The following is a 13,142-nucleotide window of genomic DNA, read 5'->3' as shown; positions in this document are numbered from 1 at the left end:
CGGCGTGACCACATCACGCGGCTGCGCCACCTCGGTGGCGGCTTTGCCGGCAGCCTCGGACTCGCGCACCCAGCGGCGCAGCATGTTCGCATTCAGCCCGTTGGCCAGCGCCACCGCGGCCACCGACGTGTTCGGCTGGCGTGCCAACTCGATGATCCGTGCCCTGAACTCGTCAGAGTGCCGCCGCCAACTGCGCTTGGGCGGTGCCGCAACCGCTGTGTTCGTTTCCAAAGTGTCCATGTGTCCACGCAAAAGTCCGTGGACACAAGCATCCTTGGCCGGCTATCGAACTTCAATGTGGGTTGGCCGGACGCATACGCTTGAACAGCTCGCCGCCCACGTGCGGCGTGGTGCCGTTGCCGGCCGAGCCGTAGCTGAGCTTGCCGGGGTTGGCCTTGGCGTAGGCCACGAACTCGGCCAGCGTGTTCGGCGCCAGCGTGGGCCGCGTGACGAGGAACAGCTGCGTGTTGGCCAGTAGCGCGACGTGCTGCAGGTCCTTGGCCGGGTCCACCGGCATGCGCTCGAACATGATCGGGTTGACCGACTCCAGCGTCGTCACGTTGACCAGGAAGGTGTGGCCGTCACCGCCGTTGCGCACGGCCTCCACCGCGGCCACGTTGCCGCTGGCGCCGCCGCGGTTGTCGATCACCACGGGCTGGCCCAGCGCCTCGGTCAGTTGCGGCACGAGCAGGCGGATCATCACGTCGGCCAGCCCGCCGGGCGGGAAGGCGACGACGAAGCGAACGGCCCTGCTGGGCCAGGTGGCCGGCTGGGCGAGGGCGGTGGGCCCCACGGCGGCGAGCGCGGCGCCGGTGAATGCGAGGAAACTTCTGCGGGACGAAGGCATGGGGCGGCTCCTGGGTGGCGGTGACGAGGGAAGGCGGCTGCGGCTACAGCGCCAGGCTGCCGACGCTGGTGCCGCCGCAGACGTACAGCACCTGGCCGGTGACGAAGCTGTTGGCGGCGTCGGCGAAGAAGGCGACGGCGCGCGCCACGTCGGCCGATTCGCCGAGGCGGCGCACGGGCACCGAGGCCGCCAGCTGGCGTTCCTTCTCGCTGCCCTGCTCGACCACGTCGTAGAACATGTCGGTGCGGATCGGGCCGGGCGCGACCACGTTGACGGTGATGCCCTCGGGCGCCAGCTCCAGCGCCCAGGTGCGCGCCATGCCCAGCATGCCGGCCTTGGTGGCCGAGTAGCTGGTGCGGGTCTGCAGGCCCAGCGCCGCGCGCGACGAGAGCAGCACCACGCGGCCGAACTGCCGGGCGCGCATCGCGGGCAGCGCGGCCTGCAGCATCTGGATGGCGCAGCCCAGGTGCAGGTCGACCAGCGCGTCCAGGTCGGAGAGCTTCACTTCCGGCAGCAGCGCGGCGCGGATCACGCCGGCGTTGTGCACGATGGTGGTGACCTCGTGCCGCCGCACCATCGCCTGCACCGCCTCGGCGGTGGCGGCGCGGTCGGCCAGGTCCACCTCGACGCTGTGCAGCTTGGGGTGGTCGATCTCGGTGGGCCGCCGCGCCAGCGAGACGACCTCGTAGCCCTGCGCCAGCAGCTGCTCGCAGATCACCTTGCCGATGCCGGCGCTGCCGCCCGTGACAGCGGCGACCTTGTTGGCGTTCATGCGTCCGCTCCCACCAGCGCCAGCACCCGCAGCGGGCTGCCGCTGCCCTTCTCGATCTTCAGCGGCGCCGCCACCACCAGCGCGCCGGTGGGCGGGAGCTGGTCCAGGTTGGTCAGGCACTGCAGGCCGTACTTGCCGGCGCCGTGCATCAGCGAGTGGCAGGGGTAGGGCGGGCGCAGGTGGTAGCCCTGGCCGGCGTCGGTGTTGATCGATTCGGTGCCGAAGCCCAGCACGTCCCGCTGCTCGATCAGGAAGCGCACCGCCTCCGGCGTCGGGCCCGGCGTGTGCTGGCCGGTCTCGTCGAGGTTCTGGTAGGCCACGGCGTCGCGCTGCTTCTCCCAGCGGTGCGACCAGTCGGTGCGCATCAGCACCCAGTGGCCGGCCGGGATGCGGCCGTGCGCCGCCTCGAAGGCCTCGATGTCGGCCACGGTCAGCAGGTAGTCCGGGTCGGCCACGGCCTGCGCGCTGCAGTCGATCACGCAGGCCGGCGCGACGAAGCGCTGCGGCGGGATGGTGTCGACCGAGTTGTTCGGCAGGTCGCGGCCCGAGATCCAGTGGATCGGCGCGTCGAAGTGCGTGCCGGTGTGCTCGCCGCAGGAGAAGTTGTTCCAGTACCAGCCGGGCCCGCGCTCGTCGTAGGCCGAGATCTGCTCGATGCGGAAGGGCTGGCACTGGCCCATCTCGGGCGGCAGCGCGATGGCCGGGAATTCGGAGCTCAGCGTCTGCGTCAGGTCGACGATGCGCACGCGGCCGCCGGCGAGCGCCAGCGCCAGGCCGGCGAGGATGTCCTGGGGGGGGGTGTTCATCTCACATGCCTCCTGCGGCGAGTTCGCGTTCGAGGACCTTCGGGTTGTCGCGCCAGCGGGCCAGCCACTCCTGCGCCACGTCGCCGGGGTAGACGTCTTCCACGCCATCGCGCAGCGCCTTCACGATGGCCGAGGCCAGGGCGGCCGGCGCGAGCTTCGGCGGCGGCAGGTTCTGGTTCCATTCGTCGTCGATCGGCCCGGGGAACACGTTGACCACGCAGATGCCGGCGCCGCGCAGCTCGGCGCGCAGGCACTGCGCCAGCGACAGCGCCGCGGCCTTGGAGGCCGAGAAGGTGCCGTGCGACGGGAAGTTGGCCAGCGCGTAGACCGACAGCAGGTTGACCCACGCGGTGGCGTGCGTCGCGCCGTCGGCCGCGCGGCCCTTGAGCGCCGGGCCGAAGGCCTGCGCCAGCCGCAGCAGGCCGAAGTAGTTGACTTCCATCTCCGACTTGGCCACGTCGGTGCCGCGCCGCGCGGCGATGCCGAACCCGCGGTGCAGCTCGGCGGTGTTGACCACGATGTCGACCTTGCCGCCGATCTCGCCGGCCCGTTCGTTGACCGATCGCTCGTCGGTCACGTCCAGCGGCACCAGCGTGACCTGCGGCAGCGCCGCCAGCTCGGCCAGGCCGGGCAGCTGCTTCCAGGGCTCGGCGTGGCCGACCCAGACGATGTCGGCGCCGGCCTGCGCCATCGCCCGCGCCACGGCCTGGCCCACCGGCGACTTGCCGTCGGTCACCAGCACCTTGCGGTGCTTCGGGTCGCTCGTCATCTCGCGCAGCATCGTGTCGTCCGCCATGTGGGCCGTTCCTTTCTCCGGGTATCCGATCAGCACCGCCTGGCCGGCGCGGTCCAGCCGCGCGCCGACGCGCACGCGGCAAGGGGCCTCGCCCACCTCACCATGCAGGTGCACCATCACGCTCGCGCCGGCGTCCAGCCGCACCATGCCCAGCCGCCACGGCAGGCGTTCGCGGAAGAACAGGTCGTTGCTGTGGGCGAGCGTGGTCGCGGCGAGCAGCTCGCCCTCGCCGGTCTGCGCCTGCCAGGGCAGGCGAGGCGACAGGCAGCGGTGGCAGGCCTCGCGCGGCGGGTACTGCAGCGCGCCGCAGTCGGCGCACACCTGCAGCGCGAAGCGGCCTTCGGCCGCCGCGGCCGTCAGGCCCAGCGCCACGCGGCCGCGCGCGCCGGGCGGCAGGTTCATCTGCCGCGTGCGCAGGACGGGGTTCTTGCGCGGGGGTTTCATGAAAGGCGCGGTCATGGCGCCTCCGCCGGGCCGCCCCAAGGCAGGCGCCGCGCCCCCTCGGGGGGCAGTGAGGACACGAAGTGCCGAACGTGGGGGCTGTTCATTCGTTTTTCCCCAGGATCACGGCGCCGGTGCACAGGCAGCGGTCGTAGGTGACCATGCCGAAGCCGCCCACCAGGCCGTGGCGCGCACCGGCCACGCTGCGCTCGCCGGCCAGGCCGGTGAGCTGGCGGATCGTCTCCGTCATGCCGATGAAGCCGCCGGCCGCGCCGGCCTGGCCGCAGGAGAGCTGGCCGCCGCTGGTGTTCTGCGGGAAGTCGCCGCCCACCGTCAGGTCATGCGCGCGCACGAAGTCCGGGCCCTCGCCTTTGGCGCAGAAGCCCAGGTCCTCGAACTGCATCATGGCGATCACCGGGTAGTCGTCGTAGGTCTGCAGCAGGTCGATGTCCTGCGGCTGCAGACCGGCCTGGGCGTAGAGGTCGCCCCGGTCCATCGCCCAGCCGCCGCGCACCATCACCGGGTCGTCGGCGAAGGCGTTGTGCCGCTCGATGGCGCCGCGCAGCAGCACGTGCGGCAGGCCCAGGTCGCGCGCGCGCTCGGGCGACATCACGAGGAAGGCCTCGGCGCCGGCGCAGGGCATCACGCAGTCGAAGAGGTGGATGGGCTCGGAGATCGGCCGCGCGGCCATGTACTCGTCCAGCGTCAGCGGCTTCTTGAAGAGGGCGTTCGGGTTCTTCAGCGCGTTGCTGCGCTGGGCCACCGCGATGCGGCCGAAGTCCTCGCGGCGGGCGCCGTAGGTGCGCATGTAGTTCGCGGTGATGAAGGCGAACATCGAGTTCGGGCCGCCCGAGCCGTAGGGGTAGCTGGCGTCGCGGGCGAAGTCGCTGAACGCGCCCAGCGTCTGGCGGAACGAGTCGACGTGGTTGGTGTCGGCCGCCACGCAGGCCACCACCTCCGCATCGCCGCACTGCACGGCGCGCGCCGCGCGGCGCAGCGCCATCACGCCCGAGGCGCCGCCGGTGGGGATGTGGTCGAGCCAGCGCGGTGACAGGCCCAGGTGCTGCGTCACGCCCACCGCCGTGTCGGGCGCCAGCGAGAAGCTGCTGACGGTGAGGCCGTCGATCTGTTCTTTGGCCAGCCCGGAGGCCTGGACCAGCGCGCGCACCGCCTGGCCCAGGAACCAGTGCGCGCCGCGGATGGAGTAGCGCTCGTAGGGCACCGTCACCGGCACGGCCAGCGCCACGCCTTCGTAGCCCTTGCGCTTGAGGACGTGCGCCATGTCAATGCCGTCCGGCCGCCCGAAGGCATTGACGCGCCCCCTCGGGGGGCAGCGATACGCGAAGCGATGAGCGTGGGGGCTTCATATCAATCCAGCTTGATGCCGGCCGCCTTGATGATGCGGCCGAACTTCTGCGTGTCGCCCTGGATCGTCTGCGCGAACTGCTCGGGCGTGCCGGCCACCACCGTCATGCCGACGCCCGACAGCAGCTCGCGCGTCTGCGGCATCTGCAGGATGGCCGCCAGCTCGCGGTGCAGCTTGTCGACGACGGCCTTGTCGGTGCCGGCCGGCAGCACGAAGCCGATCCAGGTCAGCAGGTCCACGCCCGGCGCGCCGGATTCGGCCAGCGCGGGCACCTCCGGCAGCAGCGGGTTGCGCTGCGCGCTGGTCACGGCCAGCGCGCGCACCTTGCCGCCCTTGATGTAGGGCATGGCCGGGCCCAGCGCGTCGAAGATGATCGGCACCTGGCCGCCCACCGTGTCCGTCATGGCCGGCGCGCCGCCCTTGTAGGGCACTGCCAGCAGGTCGGCGCCGGTGGCGCTCTTGAACACCTCGCCCGCCACCTGCGCCGGCATGGCGCCGTGGGCGTAGGCCAGCTTGCCGGGCTGGGCGCGCGCCATCGCCAGCAGCTCGGGCACCGTGCGCGCGCTCACCGAGGGATGCACCGCCAGCACCATCGGCATGGTGATCGCCAGCGTCACCGGCGTGAAGCTCTTCACCGGGTCGTAGGGCAGCTTGGTGTAGAGGCTCTGGTTCATGGCCAGCGTGGAGTCGATGGCCACGAACAGCGTGTAGCCGTCCGGCGCGGCCTTGGCCGCCGCCTCGGCCGCGATGATGGTGTTGCCGCCCGGCTTGTTGTCGACGGTGACGGGCACCTTCCAGCGCTCGCCCAGGCGCGCCGCCACGGTGCGGGCCACCAGGTCGCTGCCGCCGCCGGGCGGGAAGGGCACGATGATGCGGATGGGCTTGCTGGGGTAGGCGTCCTGTGCAGCGGCGCCGAAGGCCAGGCAGGCGGTGCACAGCAGCGCACCGAGCGACCGCGTGAGGACTTGCAGGGTTCGCATGGGTTTCTCCTTCTCAGTGGTCCATGGCGTTGCGCGCCGCCCGCAGGGCACAAAACCGGGTCGCCAGCAGCGATTCGAATGGCCGCGGAGCAGGCCATGCCAGGGCACTCGCGGAACTGGCTCTGCCAGGCCGCTGAGTGCGCCCCTTGAGGGGGATGGAATGTCTACACGCAGTGAGACATTCAAACGGGGTGGTTTCATTCATCGCTTGAGCTGGATGCCGGCCGCCTCGCGGTCCCAGGTCTGCGGCGTGATGCCGCGCTCGCGCAGCTTGAACTTCTGCACCTTGCCGTTCTCGGTCGAGGGCAGCGCGGTCATGAATTCGAGATACCGCGGCACGGCGAAATACGCCATGCGCGGCTCGCAGAAGCGCACCAACTCCACCGGGTCGAGCGCGGCGCCCTCGCGTGGCACGACGGCGGCCATGACCTCGTCCTCGGCCAGCTCGCTCTTCACCGGGAACACCGCCGCCACGGCCACGGCCGGGTGACTCAGCAGCACCTGCTCGACCTCGTAGGAGGAGATGTTCTCGCCGCGGCGGCGGATCGCGTCCTTGAGCCGGTCGAGGAAGGTGAAGAAGCCGTCGGCATCGCGCGTCACGCGGTCGCCGGTGTGGAACCACAGGTTGCGCCAGGCCTCCACCGTCTTGTCGGGCATGCCGAAGTAGCCGGTGGCGAAGGCGAAGGGCTCGTCGGCGCGCAGCAGCAGCTCGCCGGGGGTGCCGGGCGGCACCTCCTCGTCGTGCTCGTCGGCCACGCGGGCGGTGAAGCCCGGCACGATGCGGCCCATGCTGCCGGGGCGCTGCTCGGCGTCGAGGCCGATCACGAAGTTGCTCTCGGTGGAGCCGTAGCCGTCCAGGAGGCGCATGCCGAAGCGCTCGCTGAACTGCGCATGGAAGCGCGGCGGCACGCCGGGCGCCAGCGCGATGCGCACGCGGTGCGCGCGGTCGTCGGGCGTCGCGTCCTTCGAGAGCAGGATCGGCACCATCGCGCCCAGCACGTAGGTGGCCGTGGCCTGGTGGCGCACCAGCGCGGACCAGAAGCCCGAGGCCGAGAAGCGCTTTTCCACCACCAGCGTGGAGCCGGTCAGCAGCGCCTGGAAGAAGGCGTTCATCGCGTTGGTGTGGAACAGCGGCAGCGTGGTCAGCAACACCTCGCCGTCGCCCAGTTCCAGCAGCGCGGCGGTGTGGCGGCCCCACCAGTAGAACTGCGCGTGCGGGCAGCACACGCCCTTGGAGAGGCCCGTCGTGCCCGAGGTGTAGAGGATGGCCAGCGTGTCGCCGGGCTGCACCGGCGCCGCCTCGGCGAACGCATCGCCGGGTGCGGGGAAAGGTTCGGTGCCGGACTCCTGTGGCGCATCGACGCGCCACACGCGCTCCAGCGGCAGGCCGGCCCGGTCCTCGAGCCCGCGCAGCGCGGCCAGGCCCTCGGCCTCGGCGACGAACAGCCGCGCGCCGGAATTGGCGAGGATGTGCCGCAGCGCGGCGCCGCGCGCGGCGGTGTTGATGGGCACCGTCACGGCACCGATCCAGGCGCAGCCCAGGAAGGTCTGCAGGAACTCGGCGCGGTTGCCGCACATCAGCGCCACGCGGTCGCCGGCGCGGATGCCGGCGGCCTGCAGCACCGCGCCCATGACCCGGGCCGTGCGCAGCGCGTCGGCGTAGCGCCAGCGGGTGTCGCCGGCGACCAGCAGCGTGCGTTCGGCGAAGCGGCCGCACTGGCGCTCCAGCATCGCCGGCAGCGTGCGCCCGGCGGGCGCGAAGGTCTCGATGGCATCGGTCACGGCGGGCCTCACATGAAGAGCTGCATGTTTCCGAAGGCCGCGTCGCAGTTCACGAGGTCCACGCGCTTGAGGCGGATGCGCAGCGCGCCGTCCGCCTGCCGCACCAGCTCGTGCGTGGCCCAGCCGGCGTAGAGCGCCTGTTCGTCCTGCCGCGTCTCGGTGTAGTGGAAGGCGGTGCGGCAGGTGTAGAGGCCGGCCGCGTCGTCGCGCGCCGTGACGCGCGGCACCTGCAGCAGGTGGTGGCAGCGGCTCACGGGCTGCTGCGAGAAGGTGCGTGCGCCGCGCAGTCGCTCGATGCGCACTTCCAGCAGCAGCCGGTCCTCGTACAGCAGCGAGGCGTGCAGGCGCGGGTCGGTCTGGCCGTGGGCCAGCGGCATCCAGTAGTGGCCGTCCTCGGTGAAGAGGGCCAGCCAGTCGTCGAAGCGCAGTTCGTCGAGCAGGGCGGCTTCGTCAAGGACGAAGTCGATCAGCGCCTGGTTCGTGGGCGCGCTCATGCTGCCGCCTTTTCGGCCATGCCCGCCGTCATGAAGCGCACCCAGGCGCGCATCTGGCTGCGCATCTGCCATTCGTTGGTGCCGTTGGTGACGGCCTCGTCCTGGCTCTTCTCCGCGGAGTCGAACAGCCGGCCGACATTCACCCACTGCGAGCCGCGCGAGGCCAGGCCCTGCTGCGCGCGCTCGTACATCTCCAGGTCGTCGTGGCCGACCACCGAGGTGGGCGCGTTGACCAGGCGGTTGTACATGAGCGTGCGCTCCAGCAGCAGGTCCGGCGCGCCGACCAGGCGGAAGGTCCAGCTCTCGACCAGCGTGCGGTCGGCCGCCAGCGGGCGGAAGATGCGCAGCGTCTGGATCGGCCCCTTGACCATGATGTTGGGGAAGTACACCGTGTTGTGGCGCACGTCGGAGAGGATCGCCTTGGCGCGCTCCTCGCCGTAGGCGGCGACCATGCTTTCCCAGTAGCCGGGCGCGGGCGAGTACGCCGCGTGGATCGAGTCGCTGACGCCGGTGTGGCCGTGCCCGTTGGGCCAGACGCGGATGCCCATGTTCTCGAAGAACTCGTAGGGGCTCACGAAGGGCGCGAACAGCTCCACCGCCATCGGCTTGGGCGTGCCCTCGGGCGCGCGCTCCCAGACCTTGACCGCGGTGCCGGCCGAGGACTCGTGCGCGACCATCGGGTGGCAGGTGTCGGTCTGGTTGTCGACCAGCATCTTCCAGTTGCAGCGGTGCAGGTAGCGCATCACGCCGCCGGCCACTTCCAGCCGGCCCTCGGGCGAGCGGTCGACCATGTTGTCCAGCGTCGAGAGCGAGGGGCCGAAGAAGTCCTCGAAGCCGATGCCCTCGGGGTTCAGGCGGCAGAAGACGAAGTCTCGGTAGGCGTGCACCGCGCCCACGGCGGCCAGGCCGGTGCTGGCCTCGCAGGCCTCGAAGCCGGTGTTCTCGTAGCCCTTCTTCAGCGGGATGGACAGCAGCTTGCCGTCGGTGCGGTAGGTCCAGGCGTGGTAGGGGCAGCGGAAGAACTTGCCGGTGCTGCCGCAACCGTCGGGCGCGACCTTCACGCCCTTGTGGGCGCAGCGGTTGTACAGCACCTTGATGCTCTGGTCGGTGTGGCGCACCATCACCACCGGCTGGTCGCCGACCGTGGTCGCGAAGTAGTCGCCGGGCTTGGGCACCTGGCTGCCGTGGCCCACGTAGACCCAGGTGTTGGCGAACAGGTGCTGCATCTCCAGCGCGAACACCTCCGGGTCGATGTAGCAGTCCTTGTGCACCTCGGTGTCGCGCACCAGCGCGGCGATGGCGTCGGGGTTGTCGCGGTAGCGGTCCATGGCGCGCCCCGGTCAGTCGAGCCGGATGTTGGCCTCGCGCACCACGCGGCCCCAGCGCGTGCGTTCCGCGGCGGCGAAGCGCGCCAGCTCGTCCGGCGTGCCGGGCAGCGGCTCGATGCCCAGCACCTGCATGCGGGCGCGGACCTCGGTGGAGTTCAGCGCGTCCACCAGGTGTTTGTTCAGCGTCTTCACCGTCGCGGCGCCGATGCCGGCCGGCGCGACCAGCGCCTGCCACGCGGAGGCCTCGAAGCCGGACAGGCCCTGCTCGGCCAGCGTCGGGATGTCGGGCATCGTGGCCAGGCGCCCGGCGTTGGCCACGCCGATGGCGCGCACCTTGCCGGAGGTGATGAACGAGCCGCCGCTGGAGGTGTCGACGAACATGAAGGGCAACTGCCCGCCGATCACGTCGGCGATGGCCGGCGCGGCGCCGCGGTAGGGCACGTGGGTGAGGTTCAGCCCCGTCTGCTGGCGGAACAGCTCGGTGGCCAGGTGGTGCGGGCTGCCGGTGCCCGGGCTGCCGTAGCCCATGCCCTTGGGGTCGCTGCGCACCCAGGCCATGAACTCCTTGAGGTTCTTCGGCTGCGCGTTCGGGTTCACCACCAGCACCAGCGGGAAGCGCGCGATGGTGCCCACCGGCGCGAAGTCCTTCTCCGCGTTGTAGGCCAGCTTGCTGTAGAGGAAGGGGTTGGCGGCGATGACGGCGGAGTCCGCGGTGAACACGGTGTGCTCCGGGTCGCGCGCCTTGGCCACGTAGTCGGCCGCGATGTTGGAGCCGGCGCCGGGCTTGTTGGTGACGATGAAGCTCTGGCCCATGGACTTGCCCATGGCCTCGGCCAGCATGCGCGCCACGGTGTCGGAGCCGCCGCCGGGCGCGTAGCCGACGACCCATTCGACGGGCTTGGCGTCGGCCAGAGCCAGCGTGGGCGCCGCGGCCAGCGGCAGCAGGGAGAGCACTTGGCGGCGGGACAGCAGGGAGGACTTCATCGCGGGACTCCAGGAGGGGTAGGGGGAGGAATCAGAGGTCGAGCACGAGGCGCCGGCCCTTGGCGCGCGAGACGCAGATCTGCATCACCTTGCCGCCGGCCTTCTCGGCATCGCTGAGGAAGTAGTCGCGGTGCTCCGGCTCGCCTTCGACGACGGCGGCGGAGCACACGCCGCATTCGCCGCGCTTGCAGTCGAACAGCGGGTCGCAGCCGTGCTCGATCAGGCAGTCGAGGATGGACTGGCCGGCCGGCACGGTGAGCTGCTGGCCACTCTGCGCCAGCACGAGCTCGATGGGCTGGTCGCCCGCGGCCGCCACGGGCGCGGTGAACAGTTCGAAGTGCACGCGCTCGCGCGGCCAGGCCCGCGCGTCGGCGGCGGCGAGCACGGCGTCGAGCATCGCGCGCGGGCCGCAGACGTAGAGCTGGTCCTCTGCCGCGCAGCCGTCGAGCAGCGCGGCCACGTCCAGCGGCGCGCCCTGCCGCTCTTCGTCGGCATGCACGGCCAGCGACTCGCCCAGCAGGGCCTGCAGCTCGGGCAGGAAGGCCATCAGCGCGCGGCTGCGGCCAGCGTAGAGCATCCGCACCGGCAGCCCGGCAGCGCGGCGCGCGGCCGCCATGCTGGCCAGCGGCGTGATGCCGATGCCGCCGGCCACCAGCACCGCGCAGCCCGCGTGCGCGCCGAGCGGGAAGTCGTTCTTCGGCGGCTCGATCTCGATGCGCTGGCCGGCCTGCAGCGCGTGCATCCAGCGCGAGCCGCCGCGGCCCTCGTCCTCGCGGCGCACGGCGATGGTGTAGTGCGGCTGCGGCGCGCCGGTGTCGGCCCCAGCGTGGGTGTTGACGAGGGAGTAGTGGCGCCAGTCCGATGCGCCGTCCGGCAGTTCGACCTGCACCCGCACGTGGGCGCCGGCCGTGAAGCCCGGCAGCGGCGCGCCGTCCACGGCACGCAGCGTGAAGCGGCGGATCAGCGGGTTCAGTGCATCGGCGGCGACGACTTCGACGGCGAAGGTGGGCATGGGGCGTCTCTCCTTCAGGCCAGGGCGTGGCGCGCCAGCGCGGCCTGCAGCGCCTTGCCGTGCTCGTCGGCCAGCGCGGCCTCGCGCAGCTCGCGCAGCGTGGCCGGCGCCAGGTGGCGGCCGGCGCGCTGCACCGCCTCCATCAGCCGCTGGTAGTTCGCCAGGCCGCGCGCGTGCGTGTCGCCATAGCCCTTGACCAGCCGCTGGCACTGCGCGATCTCTGCTGCCAGCGCGGGGTTGTGGCCTGCGGCCTCGGCGATGCGATCGAGCCACTGCTCGATGCGCGCGTTCTCCATCTGGTAGCGCAGCGTGCGGCGGCGGATGCCGCGCAGCCGCGCCAGGCCCCACAGCAGCAGGTAGCCGCGCAGCGAGGTGGTGGTGACCACGCGGCCCTCGCGCGCCATGCGCGCCACCAGCCGGTGTGCCGCATGCGGACGCGCCAGCCAGCGGCCCAGGCCGGCCGGCAGGGTCTCGCAGATTTCCTCGACGCGCGGGTGCATGAACTCGCTGATGGCGAGCTGCTGGCCCGCCTGAAGCCGCACCTCGGAGTGCACGCGCGTGAAGCGGCTGTCGCGCGTCTTCAGGTCGGCCACGCGGATGGTGTCCTCGTAGCTCATCCACAGCGCCAGGTGGCGGGCGGCCGCGCGCAGCAGGGCGCCGCCGTCGTCGGTGCCCCGGGCCAGCCGGTCGAGGCGGTCGAGGTACAGCGCGGCGTAGGCCGGGTCCTGGTAGTCGATCAGGCGGCGCACACCTTCGGTGACGAGGTGCTGCGCATCGGCCGGGAAGCCGCTGCGCACGCGCTGCAGCAGGGCAGCGACCTGCGGGTCGCGCGGCGCCGCGGGTGCGGCGGCCGGTTCCGGAGGAGTGTCGGCGGCAGCCGTGTCCGCGGCTGGCGCCTCGGATGCCTGCGCACAGGCAGCGCCGAAGGCCTTGAGACTGGCCTTCACGCCCACGCCGCCGCGTTCGATGGTCGCCTCGAACTGCGCGCGGCCGAAGGGCAGCACGCCGGTGCCGGCCAGCGCGCCGAACAATACGGCGCTGACCACGCTGCCCGCGGCCTCGGCGGCGGCGGCCATGTCGAAGCGCACGAAGCGTTTCGCGGCGCGCGCGGCATGGGCCAGCAGCTCGGCATCGTCCACGCGGCCGTCGCCCATCGCCGTCTTCTCGGCGATGGCGTAGACGCGGTGGGTGGACGCGATGAGCGTGGTGCGATCGGGCGTGACCAGGCCGCGCTGCACGGCGCGGCCGGCTTCCATCAGCTCGGAGGCGAGCACCACGTCCACGTCGCCGGGCAGCGGCATCAGCGCCAGCACCGGCCGGCCGCCGTCGCGCCGGGCCTGCTCGGCGGGGAACAGCTCGACGTAGTAGATGGTGGCGCCGGTGCGCTGCGCCACGCCGGGCACGGAGGTGGTCTGGGCGATGTACCCGTTGTGCTCGCCGAGGTCGACGATCCAGTCGGCCAGCACGCCGCCGCCCTCGCCGCCCATGGCGAGGATGGCGATCTTGATCGGTTGCGGTGTCGTCGTCATGGCGG

The 13,142-nt window shown here is 71.9% G+C and carries 13 protein-coding genes; all 13 read right to left on the bottom strand.

Annotated features, from left to right (window positions below):
* A partial coding sequence (locus Q392_RS34165; RefSeq protein WP_157007775.1) for a transposase occupies window positions 1-240 on the bottom strand: 240 nt, incomplete at its 3' end.
* Between the two features lie 52 nt (window positions 241-292).
* Window positions 293-847 (bottom strand): Bug family tripartite tricarboxylate transporter substrate binding protein, encoded by a 555-nt coding sequence (locus tag Q392_RS05650; RefSeq protein WP_245610643.1) that lies wholly within the window; start codon window positions 845-847, stop codon window positions 293-295.
* Between the two features lie 43 nt (window positions 848-890).
* Complete coding sequence (locus tag Q392_RS05645) at window positions 891-1,619, bottom strand: SDR family oxidoreductase (protein WP_038202646.1); 729 nt, start codon at window positions 1,617-1,619, stop codon at window positions 891-893.
* Window positions 1,616-2,425, bottom strand: coding sequence for a cyclase family protein (locus Q392_RS05640; RefSeq protein ID WP_038202643.1), 810 nt, complete (start codon window positions 2,423-2,425; stop codon window positions 1,616-1,618). Before Q392_RS05640 ends, Q392_RS05645 begins: the two co-directional genes overlap by 4 nt.
* 1 nt (window position 2,426) lies before the next feature.
* Window positions 2,427-3,680, bottom strand: a complete 1,254-nt coding sequence (locus Q392_RS05635; RefSeq protein ID WP_038202640.1) for an SDR family NAD(P)-dependent oxidoreductase — start codon at window positions 3,678-3,680, stop codon at window positions 2,427-2,429.
* Between the two features lie 85 nt (window positions 3,681-3,765).
* Window positions 3,766-4,944 (bottom strand): thiolase family protein, encoded by a 1,179-nt coding sequence (locus Q392_RS05630; RefSeq protein ID WP_038202637.1) that lies wholly within the window; start codon window positions 4,942-4,944, stop codon window positions 3,766-3,768.
* Window positions 4,945-5,030: 86 nt separating this feature from the next.
* Window positions 5,031-6,008 (bottom strand): Bug family tripartite tricarboxylate transporter substrate binding protein, encoded by a 978-nt coding sequence (locus Q392_RS05625; RefSeq protein ID WP_051952929.1) that lies wholly within the window; start codon window positions 6,006-6,008, stop codon window positions 5,031-5,033.
* Window positions 6,009-6,209: 201 nt separating this feature from the next.
* Entirely contained in the window at window positions 6,210-7,739 is a 1,530-nt protein-coding gene (locus tag Q392_RS05620; protein WP_425425163.1) for an ATP-dependent acyl-CoA ligase, read from the bottom strand.
* Between the two features lie 59 nt (window positions 7,740-7,798).
* Window positions 7,799-8,284 (bottom strand): aromatic-ring-hydroxylating dioxygenase subunit beta, encoded by a 486-nt coding sequence (locus Q392_RS05615; protein WP_038202633.1) that lies wholly within the window; start codon window positions 8,282-8,284, stop codon window positions 7,799-7,801.
* Window positions 8,281-9,612: an aromatic ring-hydroxylating dioxygenase subunit alpha gene (locus tag Q392_RS05610; protein WP_038202630.1), complete on the bottom strand. Its 1,332-nt coding sequence runs from the start codon at window positions 9,610-9,612 to the stop codon at window positions 8,281-8,283. The genes Q392_RS05615 and Q392_RS05610 overlap by 4 nt, the downstream gene beginning before the upstream one ends.
* A 12-nt stretch (window positions 9,613-9,624) precedes the next feature.
* Window positions 9,625-10,596 carry a Bug family tripartite tricarboxylate transporter substrate binding protein gene (locus Q392_RS05605; protein ID WP_038202627.1) on the bottom strand — a complete coding sequence of 324 codons (972 nt, stop codon included), beginning with the start codon at window positions 10,594-10,596 and terminating at the stop codon, window positions 9,625-9,627.
* A 31-nt stretch (window positions 10,597-10,627) separates the two neighbouring features.
* Window positions 10,628-11,608, bottom strand: a complete 981-nt coding sequence (locus tag Q392_RS05600; protein WP_038202624.1) for a PDR/VanB family oxidoreductase — start codon at window positions 11,606-11,608, stop codon at window positions 10,628-10,630.
* A gap of 14 nt (window positions 11,609-11,622) precedes the next feature.
* The gene (locus tag Q392_RS05595) at window positions 11,623-13,137 is read right to left on the bottom strand and encodes an indolepyruvate oxidoreductase subunit beta family protein (RefSeq protein WP_038202621.1); all 1,515 of its coding nucleotides are present in this window, start codon (window positions 13,135-13,137) and stop codon (window positions 11,623-11,625) included.
* Window positions 13,138-13,142 lie beyond the last annotated feature (5 nt).

Source organism: Xenophilus azovorans DSM 13620 (genome assembly GCF_000745855.1).
Classification (GTDB): domain Bacteria; phylum Pseudomonadota; class Gammaproteobacteria; order Burkholderiales; family Burkholderiaceae_C; genus Xenophilus; species Xenophilus azovorans.
The sequence above is the reverse complement of the archived record's forward strand: the minus strand, read 5'-3'. Positions and strand labels throughout refer to the sequence as shown.